16 protein-coding genes are annotated in these 21,174 nt (G+C 41.0%); 7 read left to right on the plus strand and 9 right to left on the minus strand.

Annotation, left to right across the window (positions count from 1 at the left end):
• Window positions 1-46: 46 nt before the first annotated feature.
• The 4 genes from AC1RRY_RS17715 to AC1RRY_RS17730 all read right to left on the minus strand — a co-directional run bounded on the left by AC1RRY_RS17715 (window position 47) and on the right by AC1RRY_RS17730 (window position 5,685).
• Window positions 47-928: a 1,4-dihydroxy-2-naphthoate polyprenyltransferase gene (locus tag AC1RRY_RS17715; RefSeq protein ID WP_492822152.1), complete on the minus strand. Its 882-nt coding sequence runs from the start codon at window positions 926-928 to the stop codon at window positions 47-49.
• A 142-nt stretch (window positions 929-1,070) separates the two neighbouring features.
• Entirely contained in the window at window positions 1,071-3,581 is a 2,511-nt protein-coding gene (locus AC1RRY_RS17720; RefSeq protein ID WP_492822150.1) for a heavy metal translocating P-type ATPase, read from the minus strand.
• 752 nt (window positions 3,582-4,333) lie between these two features.
• Window positions 4,334-4,951 (minus strand): hypothetical protein, encoded by a 618-nt coding sequence (locus AC1RRY_RS17725; protein WP_492822148.1) that lies wholly within the window; start codon window positions 4,949-4,951, stop codon window positions 4,334-4,336.
• 314 nt (window positions 4,952-5,265) lie between these two features.
• Entirely contained in the window at window positions 5,266-5,685 is a 420-nt protein-coding gene (locus AC1RRY_RS17730) for a response regulator (RefSeq protein WP_492822146.1), read from the minus strand.
• A 551-nt stretch (window positions 5,686-6,236) separates the two neighbouring features.
• Here AC1RRY_RS17730 and AC1RRY_RS17735 point away from each other — a divergent pair.
• The 6 genes from AC1RRY_RS17735 (at window position 6,237) to AC1RRY_RS17760 (ending at window position 11,429) form a co-directional block, all read left to right on the plus strand.
• Complete coding sequence (locus AC1RRY_RS17735) at window positions 6,237-7,112, plus strand: cation diffusion facilitator family transporter (RefSeq protein WP_492822144.1); 876 nt, start codon at window positions 6,237-6,239, stop codon at window positions 7,110-7,112.
• A 266-nt stretch (window positions 7,113-7,378) separates the two neighbouring features.
• Window positions 7,379-7,927 (plus strand): Crp/Fnr family transcriptional regulator, encoded by a 549-nt coding sequence (locus AC1RRY_RS17740; protein WP_492822142.1) that lies wholly within the window; start codon window positions 7,379-7,381, stop codon window positions 7,925-7,927.
• An 84-nt stretch (window positions 7,928-8,011) separates the two neighbouring features.
• Entirely contained in the window at window positions 8,012-8,644 is a 633-nt protein-coding gene (locus tag AC1RRY_RS17745) for a hypothetical protein (protein ID WP_492822140.1), read from the plus strand.
• Between the two features lie 179 nt (window positions 8,645-8,823).
• Window positions 8,824-9,969 (plus strand): Na+/H+ antiporter NhaA, encoded by a 1,146-nt coding sequence (nhaA, locus tag AC1RRY_RS17750; RefSeq protein ID WP_492822138.1) that lies wholly within the window; start codon window positions 8,824-8,826, stop codon window positions 9,967-9,969.
• Window positions 9,970-10,073: 104 nt separating this feature from the next.
• Window positions 10,074-10,889, plus strand: coding sequence for a DUF6597 domain-containing transcriptional factor (locus AC1RRY_RS17755; RefSeq protein WP_492822136.1), 816 nt, complete (start codon window positions 10,074-10,076; stop codon window positions 10,887-10,889).
• A gap of 96 nt (window positions 10,890-10,985) precedes the next feature.
• A complete protein-coding gene (locus tag AC1RRY_RS17760; RefSeq protein WP_492822134.1) occupies window positions 10,986-11,429 on the plus strand; it encodes a DUF6265 family protein in 444 nt (147 codons plus the stop codon).
• A gap of 149 nt (window positions 11,430-11,578) precedes the next feature.
• Here the strand turns inward: AC1RRY_RS17760 and AC1RRY_RS17765 are convergent, their stop codons facing one another.
• From AC1RRY_RS17765 to AC1RRY_RS17785, 5 genes are all read right to left on the minus strand, one after another.
• Window positions 11,579-13,261, minus strand: a complete 1,683-nt coding sequence (locus AC1RRY_RS17765) for a hypothetical protein (RefSeq protein WP_492822132.1) — start codon at window positions 13,259-13,261, stop codon at window positions 11,579-11,581.
• Window positions 13,262-13,818: 557 nt separating this feature from the next.
• Window positions 13,819-15,474 (minus strand): hypothetical protein, encoded by a 1,656-nt coding sequence (locus AC1RRY_RS17770; RefSeq protein ID WP_492822130.1) that lies wholly within the window; start codon window positions 15,472-15,474, stop codon window positions 13,819-13,821.
• 268 nt (window positions 15,475-15,742) lie between these two features.
• Window positions 15,743-17,119, minus strand: a complete 1,377-nt coding sequence (locus AC1RRY_RS17775) for a TolC family protein (protein WP_492822128.1) — start codon at window positions 17,117-17,119, stop codon at window positions 15,743-15,745.
• 92 nt (window positions 17,120-17,211) lie between these two features.
• A complete protein-coding gene (locus AC1RRY_RS17780) occupies window positions 17,212-18,558 on the minus strand; it encodes an HlyD family secretion protein (RefSeq protein WP_492822126.1) in 1,347 nt (448 codons plus the stop codon).
• A gap of 7 nt (window positions 18,559-18,565) precedes the next feature.
• Entirely contained in the window at window positions 18,566-20,203 is a 1,638-nt protein-coding gene (locus AC1RRY_RS17785) for a peptidase domain-containing ABC transporter (protein WP_492822124.1), read from the minus strand.
• Between the two features lie 127 nt (window positions 20,204-20,330).
• Here AC1RRY_RS17785 and AC1RRY_RS17790 point away from each other — a divergent pair, with 127 nt between their 5' ends.
• Window positions 20,331-21,005 (plus strand): TetR/AcrR family transcriptional regulator, encoded by a 675-nt coding sequence (locus AC1RRY_RS17790; RefSeq protein WP_492822122.1) that lies wholly within the window; start codon window positions 20,331-20,333, stop codon window positions 21,003-21,005.
• Window positions 21,006-21,174 lie beyond the last annotated feature (169 nt).

Consider the following 21,174-nt stretch of genomic DNA (forward strand, 5'->3'; position numbering starts at 1 on the left):
GGGCTACTCGTAGGATATAAAATATTTTTTGTCTCTGAAATACACCCTACAAAAACAATTGACTGATGCCAAACAGGAGCACGAATGCCAATGTTGAGAGTGACATCTGTTTCAGCATGGGGTCGGGGTTCGGAAGTTTGGAAACCTTAATGGCATTGATAAAAAACAGAGGGAAACATAACACATATAGTATTATGTATTGCTCTTTAAACAGACTGTATGCCAATATGCTCAGCATGCCTGCCAGTAGTAAAAACCAGTGATATTTAATGGCGGTTGCACGACCCAGCCTGGCCGGGATTGTCTTCTTACCTGCACGGGTATCTGACTCGATATCTCTGATATTATTGATATTCAACACCCCCGTGGCAAAGAAACCACAAGTAAGCGCCGGAAGTAGATTGAGCCAGTCGAAGGTTTTGGTGTACAGATAATTACTGCCTAATACACCGACCAGTCCGAAGAAAATGAGTACAGATACATCGCCCAAACCAGCATAGCCATAGGGTTTTTTACCGGCAGTATAGGTATAAGCCGCCAGCATACACAGCAAACCCAGACCCAGAAAACCCCAGAACTGGTTAGCTGCGGCATCTCTGAAAGCAAAGTACAACAGCGAAATACCAAAGGCCAGACAGATAACGGCCAAAACAATAATACCGCGGAACATCTGCTGTGGTGTAATAGCACCCGACTGAACCGCTCTTTGCGGACCAACGCGACCGGCAAGGTCGGCGCCGTTCTGGGTGTCGCCATAGTCGTTGGCAAAGTTTGAGAGTACCTGCAAAGCAATGGTAGTGAGGCAGCAAAAGGCAAAAATGAGCCAGTTGAACTGTCCGGCTGAGGCAGCTAGAAAACTACCCATCAGAATGCTTGACAACGATAACGGTAAAGTGCGCGGGCGGGCAGCTGAGAGCCAGTTTTTCATATCTTGTAGCTATAAATAACAAAAGAGTGAAGCCGGTTCACCCTTTTGCAAAATTACAGAAATATATTTAAAATTCAGAGGTCGCTCAATAAAGAAGCCTATTTTATGAAAAGTGTTCAGTCATTCATTATGCACTATCCCTTCAGATTTTCACTCCGCGTAATCTCAGCGAATTGGCAATAACCGATACAGAGCTGAAACTCATGGCCAGTGCGGCTATCATGGGTGACAGCAGGATTCCGAAGAACGGAAATAATAAGCCTGCCGCTACGGGTATACCCAGTGTGTTGTAAAAGAAAGCAAAGAACAGGTTCTGGCGGATGTTTTTCATGACCTCATGGCTCAGATTTTTAGCTTTTACAATGCCTTGTAAATCTCCTTTTACCAGGGTGATACGGGCGCTTTCTATGGCTACATCGGTACCTGTACCCATGGCAATGCCAATACTGGCCTGTACCAACGCGGGGGCATCGTTGATACCATCTCCGGCCATAGCTACCACTTTGCCCGCATGTTGCAGTTGTTTGATTTCGTTCAGCTTATCTTCCGGCAGGCAGGAGGCCTTAAAGGCAGATAGATTCAATTCTTTTGCAACGGCCGCGGCTGTGTTCTCGTTGTCGCCGGTGAGCATAATTACTTCAATGCCTTGTTGGATTAGTTCCTGAATGGCGGCTTTGCTACTTGGTTTAATGGCATCAGCAATGCTTACAAAACCTGCTACCACGCCATCAACAGCTATATAGGAAACCGTTTTGCCTAGTTTTTGCTGTTCAATAATGTTGCTGTCTATATCCGGGTTAATTTGTGCGTGGATATCCGTCATCAATGCTTTATTCCCCAAGGCTATTTGTTTCCCGTCCACGTTGCCTGTCACCCCCTTGCCGGTTACGGCCTCAAAGGCCTTGGCCTGTGGCCATGAAACATGGCGCGCTTTGGCGAAATTGACAACCGCCTGTGCCAGCGGGTGCTCACTGTTCTGGTTCAGGGCAGCTATGTACGCCAACGCCTCAGTTTCATCATATTGCCGGGTGAAAATTCTTTCTACCGAGGGTTTACCTTCGGTGATGGTGCCAGTTTTGTCAATAATCAGCACATTTACTTTATCCATGTCTTCCAGTGCCTCGGCGTTTTTAATCAGCACACCCGACTGCGCCCCTTTACCCACACCCACCATAACAGACATAGGCGTAGCTAAGCCCAACGCACAGGGACAGGCGATAATCAGCACCGCAATGGCATTGATAAAGCCATATACCGAACGAGGTTCGGGCCCCCATTTGGCCCAGATAAAATAAGTAACTACCGCAATGATAATAACCGTAGGCACGAAATACCGGGAAATAGTGTCGGCCAGTTTCTGAATAGGGGCTTTGGAACGGCTGGCGGTATTGACCATGTCAATGATTTGTGCCAGCAGGGTTTCGGAGCCTACTTTTTCAGCCACCATTACGAACGATTTATTACCGTTAATGGTACCCGAACTTACGACATCGCCCGTTTTCTTATCGACAGGAATGGGTTCTCCCGTAATCATCGACTCGTCGATACTGCTTTCACCTTCAGTTACTTTTCCATCTACCGGTATCCGGTCGCCGGGTTTAATGCGCAGTAAATCGCCGGGTTGAATGGCATGAATTGAAACCTTTTCGTCTTTGCCGTTGCGTACCAGTGTGGCATCGGTAGGGTTTAGTTTGAGCAGTTCTTTAACGGCAGTACTGGTTTGGGTGTGGGCTCTGGCTTCCATCAACTGGCCGAGCAGGGCAAGGCTCAGAATAACAGTGGCGGCTTCAAAATATAAGGTAACCGAGCCATGGCCGGTTCTGAATTCGTCAGGGAAAATACCGGGAGCCAGCACACCAACCACACTAAACGCAAAAGCCACTCCTGTTCCCAGTGCAATGAGTGTAAACATATTCAGATTGCCCGAAGTGACAGACCGCCAGCCTCTTGCAAAAAACAAACTGCCTGCATAAAAAACTACAGGTAGCGAGAGTATCAGTTGCACCCAGTTCCAATACTGCACGTCCATCAGTTGCAGCAGCGGGTTATGGGGTATCATTTCGATCATGGCAATCAGAAAAACCGGCAGGGTAAAAGCCGTTGCCACTATCATTTTTTTGCGGAGGTCGAGGTAAACCCGGTTGTCGTCTGTTTCAGAGGGCATCATAGGCACTAAATCCATGCCACATATCGGGCAGCTGCCCGGCTCATTACTGATAATCTCAGAATGCATGGGGCAGGTATATTGCGTATGCGTGGCCAGTTCGGGTAGTTTTTCCAGATTCATGCCACATACGGGGCAGTTGCCGGGCTGGTCGTATACTTTGTCGCCCTCGCAGTGCATGGGGCAATAGTATTTGCCTTTGGCATTTTGTGGTGCCGGCATTGACTGGTGATGGTTGTGGTGGGCATGGTGGTCATGATTTGCCTGAGCAACCGGAGGCGTGTTTTCAGTGCTGATGGTATATTTACCCACTGCCGATAAAGCTGCTTGTAGCTCGTCAAGCGGAATATGTTTTTGCATGTGAACAACTGCCTGCGGAGGCTCGAGGCTCACGGTGGCGTGTACACCTTCTATGGCATTGAGGGCTTTTTCTACTTTTGAGCGGCAACCGTCGCAAGACATGCCCTGTATATAGTAAGTATGTGTCATGGTGGTATTCAGATTATAAAGCAAGAGAGAACTTTACAGACAAGGCTTGTCAAATGTTATTATCCTTCAAACACCAAAAGTAGGGACGATTGTTCGCCTGTAATATGAGAAAAATCAGAATTAGGGATGATATGGGAGATTGTCGAATCGGGGAAATACAGTCTAAGTTTAAAAACTTTATATGGCTATAAAAAGATACGCAGATTTGTTCGCTTATCAGCAGACCTTAATAACTATTCAATAATTATAAGAACGACATAAAGCGGCTGTATCAAAAAGATTTTTTACCAAATTACGTTTGGCAAAACCATGTGGCATTCGCCCATTCCAACCCTTCCCTACGCGGGTCACCCCAATAGTGAGGGAAGGACCTAAAAGCCTTTCCCTCACTATTGGGGTGAGGACGCGGCGCGATTTAGAGAGTGGGGTTTTACAATCACAAATAATATTTGTAAGTTTTCTTTTTGATACACCCTCTTTACGTGTGTAAAGTTTGAAAATATTTAATATGACATATAATAGAAATACAAAATTGCCAGTATGACGGCACTTATAATCAACGTTATAATTTTTCTTTTATCGAAGACTGTAAATCCTTTTTTTATTTCTACATATCTTATGATAAGAGCGGCTACAAAAAATATGAGATATATCCCAATATTATAAACCTTAAACAAGAATAGCCAAAATATTGCCATCAATATGACTACTCTAAGTACTCTAGTTATTTGAAGTATTTTTTCCATAATATGTTAATGACATCCGATTGCTTGTTGTCTACAGTATTCCATTGCGGCGGCGGCTGATGCTAAACACAAAGGTACTCCAATCCCAGAAGTGAAAACAATACAGGCAGCCCCACCAGCAACAGCAACACTTAAGCAGGACTCATATATGGCCCGGCAATTATCATCTTCTTTTAAATTTGCGCTTCGTTTTTTTACAAACTCAGAAAGAGCTTGTTCAAGTATAAGTGGTTTACTTGATAATTCAGAATATCTCTCATGAAGGAGAGTTTTTAAAACTTCTAATCTGTCTAATTTTTCTGCAAATAATTTTTCACTTGAAAAGCCAAAAGAGACACTCATTTTATGATAATCCATATCAGACAGACTTTGTTTATTTGACAATGATGATAAATACTGCCTTGAAGTTTCTACCTCTTTTGTAGTGAGGTTTTCTAGGTAATTTGAATGTCCGGTAAGCATCTGCATTGTTAATGAAGCAAATTCATTAAAAATAGCATCGTTTTTAAGAGTTTTAACACTTAAAGTGACAATGGGGACTTTTGTTCCTTCTTTTTCGCAAGAGATTATTAAAAAAGATGATAAACATAAACTGAACGAAATTCTTAAGGCTAAATTTTTCATTGATTTGTTTGATTTAGTTTGAAAATATTAATTCTGAAAACCTACACCAAATTTATAGTTAAATTCCGTATAATAAATACGTATTTCTACGCATTTTGCTACGTATAATTACGTTTATACTGAAAGTTGTTCAGAAAAAATATATACGATAAATCATTGAAAATAAAGTTCAGATATTAGTTTTAAATTTTGCTCACTTCTTTAGAAACTATTCAGGAAATGTTCTATCGTCAGTTTAAAGCAATTATATAAATATAAATACGTTGTTAGTCGCTCTAAGAGAAAAGGTTATAGATTAAACGAATGAACTGTCTTTAAAAAAATATGGGCAAATTCATCCGCCAGTCAGAGGTCAGAATGGTTCGTATGGTTTCAACATATTCACTGAAATTGATGGGCTTGGTCAGAAACAGATTGGCTCCGGCACGGTAGGCGGTTTCTTTAATGACAGGATCCTGGCTGGTGGTCAGGATAACCGAAAAAGTACTGCTCAGGGTCTTATCTTTCCTGATTTCCTCCAAACACTCAATGCCATTCTTTTTGGGCATGTTGATGTCCAGAATAACAATGTTATAAGTGGGCGAATCGGGAGATTTTAGCATTTTCATTAGCTCATATCCATCGTTCACCACGGTCAGCAGGGTAGGGATGTTTACCTCTTCCAAAGCACTGTTAAATATTTCCTGATAGTCTTTATCGTCTTCAGCCAGAACTACATTCAATGATACATGCATACTATTTAATCTTTAAGTGTGGTGAATGGGATTAAGCGAATATTGTTTATCAAACCGATGAAGAATATTCCGGACCAATTAAAATGTTTGTATTAAGAAAAGCTGATTTTCTTTAGTGCACTTGCGTGGTGCCACATCTGATTTATAAAGCACGAAGCCGTGTTTTCATGGGTTTTCTGACAAAATTTCTGAATCGCTTGTCAGGTAAATAAAACGATTTGTTCTACTGAATCAGTAAAGTATTTATAAATACAGGTATTTTCTTCGTTAAAAACTGGTATAAAGTACCTGAAATCCGGTTTTTAACAATGATTTAATAAAGAGCGACCTGTTTACCGGATAATTTTATTAAAATATTATGCCAGCCTGAATCCGGATAAACTGGTAAGGAATCAGTGCTCTGTTGTAAGCAGTCAGAATAATTAATGTGAATCAATAATGGTTATATTGTATTAATACAACCAAAAGGGTGAAAAATAACCTATTTAGTCTACATTTGTGAGATTTTTTTTAAAAGTGCAGTTTCGGAGTGAATTTTAACATTTGTATTGATGGCAAGTACCCACGAAGAAAAAGCGATAAAGGCGACCTACTTCAGTATTTTCGGAAATATTGCCCTGGCTATTTTGAAGTGGCTGGCCGGTTTTTTCGGAAATTCCTATGCGTTAATAGCAGATGCCATTGAGTCTACCACCGATATATTCGGGTCTATTCTGGTATTGCTGGGCGTAAAATACGCCAGCCGGCCGGCAGACGATAATCATCCTTATGGGCATGGGCGTATTGAACCTCTGGTTACTTTTCTGGTAGTAGGCTTTCTGATTTTTTCAGCAGGTATTATTGCCTTTGAAAGTATAAAGAATATCAGGACACCCCATGCGCTGCCAAAAGCCTGGACGCTGATTGTATTGGGGGTGATTATTCTGTGGAAGGAGATTTCGTATCAGATTGTGATGCGGCGCAGCAAGGAAACCAACAGCTCGTCGCTGAAAGCTGATGCCTGGCATCATAGAAGTGATGCCATTACTTCAGTGGCGGCATTTATCGGTATTTCTATCGCTTTGATTTTGGGTAAAGGGTATGAGTCGGCCGATGATTGGGCGGCTTTGTTTGCTTCCGGCCTCATCTTATATAACTGTTACCTGATTGTGCGCCCGGCTTTGGGAGAAATCATGGACGAGAATATGTATGATGATGTAATTGCGGTTATCAGAGAGAAGTCGCTGGAGGTAAAGGGAGTAATAGAGACAGAGAAATGTTATGTACGCAAAGCTGGTATGAAGTATCATGTCGATTTACATATCATTGTAGATGCACACATTACAGTAAAAGCCGGACACACGGTGGCGCATAACCTGAAAGATTACCTGCAGGCACAAATGCCTGAGCTCGACCAGATACTGATACATGTGGAACCGCATGAATAATTTGGAGATTGTCGATTTTCGATTTCGGATTGTCGAATGAGGTGAAGGATTGAGTGAATTAGTGATTGAGTGAATGAGTGATTTTTTAATTGTGAATTGGCGAATGACAAATTAGTGAATAATTAAGATTGAGCGATTGAGTGATTGGGTGATTTTTTAATTGTGAATTAGTGGATGGCGAATTAGTGAATAATTAAGAGTCAACTTGTTTTAGGATAGCACATTGTGTCAATCGACATTCTGCAATCGAAAATCGACAATATCCCATGATGTTATACGAAGCTCTAAATAAAATAGGCCGGTTCACGGATGATGAAGTTGCGTTTGTGGCTTCAAAAATGGTAACGAAGCACTATAAAAAAAATACACTGTTGCTCGCGGAAGGAATAGTGTGCCGATCTATGAGCTTAGTAGTGTCCGGATCTGCCTATCAATATACCGTCAACGACATTGACGAAAATGTAGTTGATTTATATATTGAAAAAGACTGGGTTATCAATTATCCGAGTTTTGTTGGGCAAAGACCTTCAACTACATTTATAAAGGCTTATACCGACTGTGAAGTAATGGAAATCTCCATTCTGGCTGCCCATGATCTGATCGGAAGCTCGCCGGTGTTTTTCCAACTGGGTAAAGTTCTGGAACAAGGCCTTGCACGCACACATTATTCTGATAATGCGCTCAGCCCTTTGCAGAAATATAACTACCTGCTCGAAACCAAACCCCTTTTGCTGCAAATGTTTCCTCTCAAAATGATTGCTTCTTATCTTAAAATCACTCCCGAAACGCTCAGCAGAGTAAGAAGTATCTATTGATAGCCTGTATTTCTTGATTTGAATCAAGTGATGGTCCGGTGGGTATCCTGCAATTTTGCAGGGTATTCAGAACCAAACATACTTATGGACAATCAATTCAGAAAAACAACAGCTTTATCGCTCTTCATTGGCTCATTGCTGGCTACTATTACGATGATACTGCATCCTACCGGCGGCAGTATGGAGTATATTCATCACATCAGCGGTGTTATTATTTTTTCACATTCACTGGCTATCATCTGTCTGCCTTTTATAGGTTTTGGCGCATGGGGGCTATCAGAATTGCTGTTTACTCCAGGCAGAGTTTCAATGCTGGGCTTTTATGTTTTTAGCATGGGGCTGGTAGCAGCCATGATTGCGGGCGCTTTTAATGGTCTTATTTTGCCCAATTTCGTAGTCCGTTATTTCAATAGCGGTACCGACGAAGAAGTACTGAAAGTGATTATGCGCTACGGATATTTTGTGAATGCAGCCATGGCTTATATTTTTATTGCTGCCTGCACCTTTGCAGTAGGTTTGTGGTCGATAGTTATCATTATGACCGGCAGATTACCCAAATGGATAGGTTACTATGGATTGATTATTGTGGCTATGGGCTTAATAGGGGCAGTAGTAAAATTCAATTTTATTAGTGTGTGGGGCTTCAGAGCATTTATATTCGGACTGGTAAGCTGGTTGGTGCTGGCAGGGATTATGATGTGGAGGAGAAATGATTGAGGGAGGTAACTATTGAGTGAATGTGTGAATGAGCGGCAAATTTGCAGAATGAGTAATTTTTTATTGTGCAACCTTGTGAGATTCGTGTACATTGTGGCATATTTGGCGGAGTGAATAAGTGTATCTGTCTAAAGATAGATGTGCGTTAAATAGCTCATTCACCAATTCACTCAATAAACATGAAGTTGACGATTTTATTCAGGGATTTTTTTGACAGTGAAAAAGCAGGCGGACTGATACTGATTGCCTGCACAGTGGTGTCGTTGATACTGGCCAATTCCAGTCTGGCAGAAGGCTATCAGCATGTATGGCATACGTCAGTAGCTGGGCATCCACTGGAATACTGGATAAACGACGGACTGATGGCGATCTTCTTTCTGCTGATTGGTCTGGAACTGGAAAGAGAGGTATATCTAGGGGAGCTTTCGGATGTAAAAAATGCATTGCTACCTATTTTTGGGGCCATTGGCGGTATGCTAGTACCTGCCGCTTTATATATGGCTTTCAATTTTGGTACAACCACCCAGGCGGGGGCAGGAATCCCGATGGCTACTGATATCGCTTTTGCCCTGGGAGTTTTATCTTTACTGAACAACAGAGTGCCCGCTTCTCTGAAAGTTTTTCTGACAGCCCTTGCCGTGATTGACGACCTGGGTGCTATTCTGGTCATTGCCGTTTTCTATACCAAGACTTTGCTGTGGAGCAACCTTTTGATAGCGCTGGGGATTCTGGTCGTATTGTTTACAATGAATCGGTTAAAGGTAAAAAGCCTGATTCCTTATCTGATAGGTGGTGTAGCCATGTGGTATTTTATGCTGAATTCGGGCGTGCACGCTACCATCACAGGGGTGTTGGTGGCTTTTGCCATACCTTTCGGGAATGGAGATGAGAAGTCAACCTCCTATGTATTACAGCATTTTCTGCATAAACCTGTGGCTTTTCTGATATTACCCGTTTTTGCTTTGGCGAGCACTGCTATTACCCTGAGCGGAGATGTAGGCGACATACTGGCACAAACGTATAGCAGAGGTATTGCCGCCGGGTTGATTCTGGGCAAGCCGATTGGTATTTTTTTACTGGTTTTTGCGGCTGTGAAACTCAGAATCTGCAAGCTACCCGAAGACCTGAGCTGGAAAGCCATTGGTGGTGTAGGTTTTCTGGGGGGAATTGGCTTCACGATGTCGATATTTATTACCCTGCTGGCATTTGATGACGCCGGAATCATCAATCAGGCCAAGTTTGTGATTCTACTTTCATCGCTAGTGGCAGGTATAATCGGGTACTTATTTCTGAGAATCGTTTTGAAAGAAAGGGTGGAGGAGTAATGACAAACAACGATATGGCTTTGTTCTTTATCCGGATATCGAGGTTTAACTGAACGGAATTCAGACTTATTTGCTAATTTTATTACTGCAATAGCTGATACCCAATGAACTATAAAACCTTCTCTCCTGATACCCGACTGTCGGCATACGTTAAATGCTACTGGACTCTGGAAGCCCCGGCTGAGGCAGCTCCTCAAAAACAGCGTATCGTGCCCGACGGCTGCATGGAGATGATTTTTCACTTCAAAGATTTATACAGACAGTATCTGGAAGATGGCGGCGCTATTGTGCAGCCGCAATGCTTTGTGTTCGGGCAGATAACCCAGGCTTTGGATATTGAGCCGACAGGAGAAACGGGTATTTTTTCAGTGCGGTTTCAGCCAGAGGGTTTCACTGCTTTTGCCACTATGCCCGTCAGTAATATGGAAAACAGGGCCGTGCCACTGGAAGAATTGTTCGGTGTAGATGGCCTTCAACTGGCAGAAGCAGTTCTGCAAGCGCAAGCAACAAAGGAGAGGATTGAACTGGTAGAAACATTTTTAATAAATCGGCTGATTACGGAAGAATCGGTGCATGCATTGATAAAGTCAAGTGTAGAAATGATTATACAACTGAAAGGGCAGGTATCTATTGATGTGCTTTCGGATAATTTACTGGTAAACAGGCGACAGCTGGAACGAAAATTTGCCAGTGCGATAGGGCTCAGCCCGAAGCAATTGTCAAAAATTATCAGGCTGCAATCGGCCTTGAAAATTTTATCTGGGCAATCGTTTGAAAAGCTCACCTCGGTAGCCTATGAAGGTAATTATTACGATCAGGCACATTTTATTAAGGATTTCAAGGAGTTTACGGGGGTGAGTCCGAAGAAATTTTATGCCGATAATCTGAAAATGTCGGCACTTTTTATCGGCACCGAATGAACTGTCGCAATTTTACAATTTTGATTTCGGGTTTTCGGGCAATTTTGTGCAGGTGAGAAGAATCGCCCTTATCTGTAAACTCTAAAAGTAAACACAATGAAAACTATTATCAGTGCATTTGTTCTTATTATGCTGATGTCGTTCTTACAGACAGACAATCTGCATGATATACATTTTCTGGAGGGAACCTGGAAAACCGAAAACAAGGAAAACTATGAAATCTGGAAAAAGGCTGCCGACAGTTCTTTAGAAGGACAAGGCTATAAAATGAAAGCCGGTCAGAAGGTTATCAGTGAATACCTGAGCATTAAGGTTATAGATGGTAAAGTAACGTATCAGGCAAGAGTGCCCGACCAGAACGATAACCGGACTATCCCGTTTATACTGAACCGTGAGGTAAAAACTCTATTTTCATTTGAAAACCCTATGCACGATTTCCCTAAGAAGATTCAATACAAACCACTGGACGATAAGACGATACAGGTAAGTGTGCTGGGAGAGGGAGATAAGGGATTCAGCTACAAAATTATAAAGCAATAGTTATTATTGTCGATTTTCGATTTCGGATTGTCGAATTTGGTAAAAAATTAGCATGAATTTAACCGTGCCACGCCCTTTCTCGACAGAGTATAGGCGTGGCACGGTTGTTTTTTAGTGTTGTGGTTCTATGATGTGCGGTTGTTTTAGTATTAATCTCTTTTTTTAATTAACCGATCTTTCCTGATAAATAATCTGCGGCCTTCATAGGTTTCATAAAGTACATAGTTTTGTTTAATGAAAGAAACCAGCGAAGGCAAAACCACTTCGAATTTTTGTGGGACCAAAATATGAGGTTTGCTAATTCCATCGAGAAAGAAAGCGGGTTTGTTTCTGATAATCTCATTCATATATTCCTGTCGAAAGAATAACTTATACCTGCCTGTTTTAAAATAAGTTGTAACGTGGTTTTGTGATGTAGCCTGAGGTAATTGCGTTTCTACAAAATAATGGGGGGTATATCCCCAGATGGCCATTTTATCATTTGGTTTTTTGTGTCTGTTAATAGTTTCAGACAGGGGATGTTTTTGTAGTGTTATAGTTGCTTCAATACTTTCTGAAGAATTTAATCTGCGGTGAGCACGGTCGAGGGCAATGTAAGAAATTAATAGGGCGAGCATTAAAACAGTATTCAACTTATAGGTTTTATTATAAATGGAGTAAATACTGAAATAGAAAATTAAAGGCAGGAGGTAAAGATAATAATGGCCATAAAATCTTCCGGGCTTGCAAATTGAGTAGATTGAGATTACAGATAATCCGACAAGAAACCAGAAGAATTCCGGATTGGCTTTCAGGTTGTGTGAATAATTAATCAGGAACAAAATAAAAAGTGCAAAAAATATCCATGTAAAACCAACCGACCTGAAAAATTGCACTGTATTACCAACGATACCATTTATGAAGCCATGGTGGTCTAGCATGAGTTTTAACTGACTGTTGAAAATACTCCATCCATCAATACAATACAGGTACGCGATAACTAAAAGTGGAAATGAAACAGCGCCCAAAAAGTAGTAAGATAGATTTTTTGTTAAACTAATTGTTTTGAATTTATAGGACAAATAGAGTACATAGAGACTAATAAAAGAAGTAATTAGGACACACTGAGGCTTAGTAAATATTGCAAAGCCAGCTAAAAAGCCTACGAGGTACAATTGAGCAATTGATGTTTTTTTGCTGGCGGAGATTCCGGCTACCAGATAAAGCATGACAGCTATGATAGTCAATGATACTTTTTCACTTGCATAATGGAAAAACAAATTCCTGAAATTGCCGTAATCTGAATACTGTGAAAGAGGGTTTTTCGAAAATACAGATTGCAAAACAGCACTTTTGTTGATAAGCAATGTGTAATACGAGTTAGGGTTTAAGAGCAACACTACAACCACTACCAGTATTGCTAATATACTTTTTCGGAATCCGAATTGTTTTTCACCTGCTTTGAACAAAAAAAATAGCATGATTAAATCAAGCAATAAAGACAGGAAATGTACGGAAATATAATTAGACGGAATATTGAGAATGAGGCAGAATAAATAATAGGCATAGGTGTTTATCGGGCCGGATGTAGTAGGATTGATGTCTTTCCATATAAGTAAACCGTTTTTCAGGCCGATGGCCTGCCCCATGATTTGACTTTCATCCAAATCCATTTCGGAATTAAATAAGACGTATGGTAATCTCACAAGCACAGGAATAACGAATACTAACCCGAGAATAATCCGGTTTGTGTTTTTGGTTTCCTGCGTTCGTAAAAGAAGCCACAAGGAAAGAGCTAAAAGAGGAACGATAAAGAAATAGTAAATCGTAGAGTACAGTACAAGTAAAGTCATTTGATTGATAAGGGAAAGAGAAAAACCAGTGTCTCTTTTTAAAGAGTCATTATTCGGCTTGAAATCAATTATAAGTTAATTACCAAATACATTTGCTGGCATTAACTATTACTAGCTTTTAATATATAGGAACTGTCATGCAGAAACATTATCAGGCCTTTTCTGTTAAGCCTGGATAAAAATGTTTTAACACTAATCATTACTATATTTTTTCGTATAAAGGCATAGTGTATATGAATGGGCGCGAAGATAATAATTAGATAATAGCTTGTTCTTTGGAGCAAAGCAAAAGGTTGTAGTTTATTCATTTAAAAATGAGTTTCTGTGATTTTTACAGTCTATGCAGAACTGACAGCAGGTTGACATGGTTGTATTTTTATTGTTTTTTCAAGTAATTGATGATGCCAATAATGCCCTTTTTCACAAGCTGAAAGAAAGCAACTAAATGCTTTTCAATATGATTTTCAGGTTGCGGTTCTATGATGTGTTGTTGAGCTCTCATGATAGCGTTTGTTTTGTTTTAGCAAATAGTATCATTTCTTAATTAATATCTTTTTTTAATGCAAGCGGTCTTTTCTAATGAATAGCCTGTGACCATCATGTATTTCAGAAAGTACATAGTTTTGATTAATATAAGGTATTAATGAAGGTAGAAAATTTTCGTATTTCTGATTAGTTAATCCTGTTTCGAGGAAGAAGGCGGGTTTGTTTCTGATAATCTCATTCATATATTCCTGCCGAAAGAACATCCTATACTTGCCTGTTTTAATATAAGTTGTAACGTGGTTTTGCGATGTAGCCTGAGGTAATTGGGTTTCTACAAAATAATGGGGGGTATACCCCCAGATGGCCATTTTATCATTTGGTTTTTTGTGTCTGTTAATAGTTTCAGATAGGGGATGTTTTTGCAGTGTTATACTTGCTTCAATACTTTCTAAAGAATTTAATCTGCGGTGAGTACGGTCCAGGCCAATGTATGAAATTAGTATGGCGAGCATTAAAACAGTATTCAACTTATAGGTTTTATTATAAATGGAGTAAATACTGAAATAGAAAATTAAAGGCAGGAGGTAAAGATAATAATGGCCATAAAATCTTCCGGGCTTGCAAATTGAGTAGATTGAGATTACAGATAATCCGACAAGAAACCAGAAGAAGTCTGGATTGGCTTTCAGGTTGTGTGAATAATTAATCAGGAACAAAATAAAAAGTGCAAAAAATACCCATGTAAAACCCACCGACCTGAAGAATTGCACTGTATTACCAACGATACCATTTATGAAGCCATGGTGGTCTAATATGAGTTTTAACTGACTGTTGAAAATACTCCATCCATCAATGGAATATAGGTACGAGATAACTAAAAGTGGAAATGAAACAGCGCCAAAAAAGTAGTAAGATAGATTTTTTGTTAAACTAATCGTTTTGAATTTATAGGACAAATAGAGTACATAAAGACTAATAAAAGAAGTAATTAGGACGCACTGAGGCTTAGTAAATATTGCAAAGCCAGCTAAAAAGCCTATGAGATATAATTGTGCAGGTGATGTTTTTTTGCTGTCGGAGATTGAGGCTACCAGATAAAACATAACAGCTATGATAACCATTGATACTTTTTCGCTTGTATAATGGAAAAATACACTCATAAAATTACCATAATCTGAATAATGGAAAATAGGATTTTTGAAGAATGCAGATTGGAAAATATCACTTTTATCGGTAAGAAAAGTGTAATAAGAGTTAGGGTTTAAGAGCAACACTACAACCACTACCAGTATTGCTAATATACTTTTCCTGAATCCGAATTGTTTTTCACCTGCTTTGAACAAAAAAAAGAGCATGATTAGATCAAGCAATAAAGACAGGATATGTACTGAAATATAGTTAAGCGGAATATTGAGAATGAGGCAGAATAAATAATAGGCATAGGTATTTATCGGGCCTGAAGTGGTAGGATTGATGTCTTTCCATATAAGCAAACCGTTCTTCAGGCCGATGGCCTGCCCCATGATTTGACTTTCATCCAAATCCATTTCGGAATTAAATAAGACGTATGGTAATCTCACAAGCACAGGAATAACGAATACTAACCCGAGAATAATCGTGTTTGTGTTTTTGGTTTCCTGCAATCGTAAAAGAAGCCACAAGGAAAAAGCTAAAAGAGGAACGATAAAGAAATAGTAAATCGTAGAGTACAGTACAAGCAAAGTCATTGTTGGTAAGAAAATGTAAGTAAGAAATATTTAAGGTCTTAATTTTTGAAAATTTGAACCAAGATTTCAACGAAGCAAATATAATCTATAGTCACAGTAAAGTAAAAATAGTCGGGAGTAAATTTACTGTAAATTAAATGATAGCTCTGAGATGGAAGTGCGAATACTGATGAGGTCTTTTATTTTTTTGTATGAAGGATGATTCCGAATAGATTATTATGTAATAATTCCATATCTACTGAAATCATCGTTTTTTGTTATAAGGTTGTTAAAAACCTAATCTACCCGTTGCATAATCAATAGAGATAACGGCTTTGGCTACTTTAGTTTGTAGCGAGATGAGTTTTTGCTGGGCTTCGAAGAGTTTGTTCTCCCGGCTATTGACTAAGAACAGGCTGCTTTCGCCATTGTTGAAGCGGGTCAGTTCGGCCTCGTACATACGTCGGTAGTTGATAACTGTCTGTTGATAGATGGCCAGCTGGCGTTGCAGCTGAACGGCATCGTTATAGTATCGGTTTACCTTGTTTTGCTGTTCGGTAAACAGCAGGCGGTTCTCCCAGGTTTGCTGAGTTATTTTGAGGTTGGCCTTGCGATATTCGGCACGGGCCTCTCGCAAAAATAAGGGTATACCCACCGTAAAGCCCCATTTGTAATTATTCTGAAACAGGTTGGGGTCGGCAAAAAAGGTATAGTCTTTGTTCAACAGATTATACTGCACATTAAAGGTGGGCAGCAAGCTCTGGAACTTGAGCTGTTTCTCAATGCCCAGTACGTTGGTCTTAATTTGCGCCTGTTGTAGTTTGGGGTGGGTAGCTACAAAACTCTGGTAGGTACTCAAATCCTGCAGAGTGGGTGCTACCTGCATGGCAGCAGGCGTTACAAAAGCAGGTAATTGGTAAGCCTGCTGGTTGTCTTTCCATAGAAAATTTCCGAGTTCTATACTGGCATTATTGAGTGCCTGCTGGGTTTCTGCCTGCAAAAATTCAAAACTCTGCAACTGTGTGAGTGTCTCTACAGTATCAATGGCTGGTCTGTCGCCTAATGTAAAACCGCTTTTGATGAATTCGTAGCGTCGTTGATTTACCTGTAATAGGCTGTCGGCCAGTAATTTCAGAAAAAAAGAATTCTGCCATTCGTAGTAAGCGCCTGTTGCTTCATAAAGCAATTCGTTGAGCATCAGGCGGCGCTCTTCGTCAGAATACGCCACCATTTCACGAGCCTGTTTCACCACTGCACGGCGTTTATCAATCAGTAGCCCTTTGGCCAGAGGCAGCGATACCCCTGCAAAACTGCTGCGGCCTTTGGTGAGTTCGGTGGCGGTATATTGCCCCTGATTGTTTTCTGTACCGGCCTTGAAATCGACTCCATACCAGGTGGGTACTTTCAATTCTGAGGTCAGGTAAGTATAATAATGTTTGTTGCCGAATTCCTTTTCGTTTTTGTTGAAATAGACCGAGGGCTCAAATGCTCCACGGGCACTCAGTAATTCGGCCCTGGCCATGTCGGTCTGCAGAGCAGCCTGTTGCGCTACGGGATGGTATTTTCTGACAACGTTAATGAACTCATCATAAGTTAATTTTTCCTGAGCCTGCGCCTGTAGCGCACAACTCAGTAAAATTACTATATATGGCAGTATTTTGTGCATTTTCTGTTAATTGAGTGATTGTGCGAGTGGGTGACTGAGCGATTAAAATTCATGCTGATTATTGCTAAATACCGACGCTCAATTGTTTCATTCTATTTTTTGGCGGTTTTCCCTGCGTTTTCTTCTACGTAGTACTCGGGTGGGAAACCGTTGATATTACGCCAGATTTCGTAACCGAGTGGTACATCTTTCAGCAAAATGAACGTATCGGTGGCAGTGCCGAGCCGCAGGGTATTAGGCCAGGGGCGTTCTTTGGGGTCAGGTTTTACCAGTACCCTGAAATTCCCGCTGGCATCAACGGTATTCGAGATAGCAGTTATTACACCTCTGAACGTTCCGTACGACTGTTTCGGCCAGCCACTGAACACAATGGCGGGGATACCGTCGAAAATCACGTTTACCTTACTACCGTCTTGCAAAAGGGTAATATCAAGCGGCTTTACGAAAATCTCAATGGCCATGTCTGTGTGGTCAGGTACAATCTGCGCCACTTCTTCGCCCTCTTTCACAATTTCGCCCAAACCTGCCTTGATGGCCCGTGTCACCTGCCCATTCTGAGGAGCTATTACAAAGTATAGTTCATTACGCAGTTTATAGCTGTCGTACTGGTTTTTGAGTTTTTCAATATCTGCTTGTCCGGATGCAATCTGCGACAATGACTGGTAGCGTTCTCCACGCACTTTCGACACTTTCTCTATGTATTCCTGAGTGACAGTGTTGAGGTCGAGCGATAGGTTAATTAAATCCTGTTTTGAATTCATGAACTTAATCTCGTTGCCGGTACGCTTGGCCAGTGAATTCTGATAGGCCTGATTGCGCTGCTCGTATTGGGTGAGAGACACCAGCCCCTGGTCGTAGAGTTGTTTCTGGCGTTTCAATTGTTCGGTGGCTATGGCAAAGTCATTGCGTGCCGCGAGCATGTCCATACTGTCGGCCTGAATTTTAGCTTTGGTTTGCACAATTTTGTTTTGCAACTGGGCTATTTTCAAACGCTGGGCTTCGGTCATGGCCGAAGTCTGGTCGTCGGCAGTATTGGCTTTGTCCTGATAATTGCGATTCGCCAGTTCTTTGGCCACAATCTGCTGGCGGGTGCGATCAAGCAAACCCGGGTCGAGGTATTCAACCTTTACTTCCTGCAGGCGGGCAATGGTATCGCCCTGCTTCACCATATCGCCCTCTTTTATATACCATTGTACTACTCTGCCGGTAATGGCGCTGTAAACTCCCTGTTGGCGTTGTTCCTGGCGCAGGGTGGTTACCTTTCCGCGACTTTTGATGTTCTGTGTCCAGGGTAAAAAGGCCGCAAGTATCAGTAAGCCTAACAGGCAGTAGGTCCAGTATTTTACTGTGCTTTGTTTGTTGATAAAATAAATATCACGAAACGACTTGGGCTTTTTGCTCAGATCCTGGTCTTCGAAAATGGTTTCTAAGTATTTCATGGGTAATTTATTTCAGCTCGATGGTTTTTGTAAAATGAGATTTGATTTCGGGTTGCTCAGACGACACAATGACGGTCATCGGCAATTTGCTTATATACTCAGCCACCTTTTGTCGCTTCATGGCGCTCAATCCTTTAAATGGCTCGTCGAGTACGAGTAACTGGCAAGGCTGAACAAAAGTACGCAACAACAGGATTTCCTGAATGAGATGCGACGATAATTTGGCGCCCTTGGTGAAAAGCTCGGTGGCAAAGCCATGTTCAAACTCTTCAATGAATCCGTCAAAGCCTAATTCTCGGATTAACTGCATAACAGCCTCAGGTTTTACATCTGCGTTGCCGATTGTGATGTTGTCCCAGAGAGAGCCGTTGAAAACCTCGTTCTGGCCACTCAGGTAATTGACATTCTTGCGGTAACTCAGCATTTCATAATTATCAATCGGCACATCGTTTATCAGTATGTGCCCTTTGTATTGGGTGAGGTTATTGCTGATCAGTTTCAATACTGTACTGGTACCAACTCCTGAAATGGTTTTGTGCACCAGGGCTTTTTCGGAGGGCTCAACCACGAAGGATAGATTATTAAGAATGGTTGAATGGCTGGTATACGAAAAACTGACCTTCTTGAACTCGACCCGTAGCGGTTTCTGATTGTTGAGCGATAGTTTACCACTCGACTCCGTTGGCCGTTGCAATACTTTGTTGAGCTTCTCAACGGCAGTGAGTACATCGTATACGACATCGATATTGGTTATCAGTTTTTCTACCGAAGCAGTGATGGCAATGATTACGATTTCGGCTGCAATAAACTGACCAATATTGATAAGCTGATTCAACAAAAGCACGCAACCGATGATAAGCATGGCCGCTGTGAGTACTACCTTGAATACCACGAGGCTCCAGTACTGGGTTTTCAGGATACCAAAGTGGCGGGTACGGTTTTCAAGATAACCCTGGGTGTATTCGTCGGTTTTCTGAATATTCAACTGGGTGTATTCGAAATTCTTGAATGTGTTCTGTGTACGGCTTATTTCCTGCAGCCAGGCCGCAACTTTGTATTTATAATCGCTTTCTTTCAAGCTGGTTTCGAGGCCTTTTTCTGAACTGAGCCTGAAAATGAGATAAACAATGAGCAGCAACAGTGCGCCGAAGGCAATAAATATGGTATGGTAGAATGATAGCAACAAAATACCGAATAGTATCTGAATGAAGGCTGTGGGTACTTCTAACAAGAGTTTCGACAGACCTTTTTGCAGGTTGACGGTATCAAAAAAGCGATTGGTCTGCTCGGGCATATAGTAGCCTTCGGTGGCTTCGGGGCGAATTTTGGGTAATACCTCGGCATACGAAAAAGCATAACGGACGAATATCTTCTGCTGGATTTTTTCGCTTAGTTTCATCTGATTGATTTGCAGAAACCCCGCAAAGAAAACGCTGATAATAACGAGCGCGATGAGCACAATCAATGAAGTAGAGGCGGTGTTGTACATCACAAAGTTAATGATGGACTGGATACCGAGTGGCATAACCAATTGGATGATCCCCGACAGAATGGCATAAAAGTAAAGGGAGCTGATATCTTTCTTATCGAGCCTTAGCAGGTTTATGATTCTAATAAAAGGATGGATAGTATGAGTTTCGGCCATTGGAACAATTTTTCTGCAAAGATAATAAACTTATTTTATGATAGTATTACTATTATTTAATAATGTAAATATATTATTTATTGTATAGTAACTATTATTTCTTTATTTTTGTTCAAAATTCGCACCGATGGAATACCAGTTAAATTTTAATGTAAACGACAAGATATACCTCAGAGACCCGGAAAGTAGTGAATTGGGCCGGCAGATTGTTAAAAAGGCTATTGACCTGATTTACGAGGTAGGCTATGAGCACTTTACATTTAAAAAATTGGCATTTGAAATCGGTACTACCGAGGCGAGTATCTACCGTTATTTTAAAAATAAACACCTGCTGTTGGTGTATATACTGAACTGGTACTGGAGCTATCTGGAATTTCTGCTGATGTTTCAGTTAAAGAATGTAACTGACCCTCAGTTGAAGATAAAGACTGTGATTCAACTGCTTACCCGTGAGCTACCTGAGAATGCAGGCAAAATGAAGTATAATATTACGTATCTTAACCAGATTGTGATAACCGAAAGCAGCAAGGTGTATCTGGTGAAGGAGATTAACGAAATCAACCAGGCTCAGGTATTCAGACAGTTTAAAGATTTGTGCAATACCATTGCCGATATTATTCTGGAACTGGACCCTCAATATCCATACCCGCATTCGCTGAGCAGTATGCTCATTGAGACCTCGCATAACCAGCAGTTTTTTAGCTCACATCTCAAAAGACTGACCGACGTAAAAACCGATGAGGATGCCTCGGTCTACGTAGCGGCTTATCTGGAAGATCTGGTATTCAGGGTGCTGGGGTAGGAGGAGTTAGTGATTTAGTGAATTGGTGATTTAGTGAATGATAAATATACTATTGCTATAAAGGTTGAATAGCTATTTTGGCTGAGTACCGTTCAGAGAATGATTGATAAAACGACTGATTGGATATTCAGCAAGACATGCGTTTTTAAGTTTAATTCAAAACAAACGC

The organism is Emticicia sp. GW821-FHT11C11 (assembly GCF_058808615.1).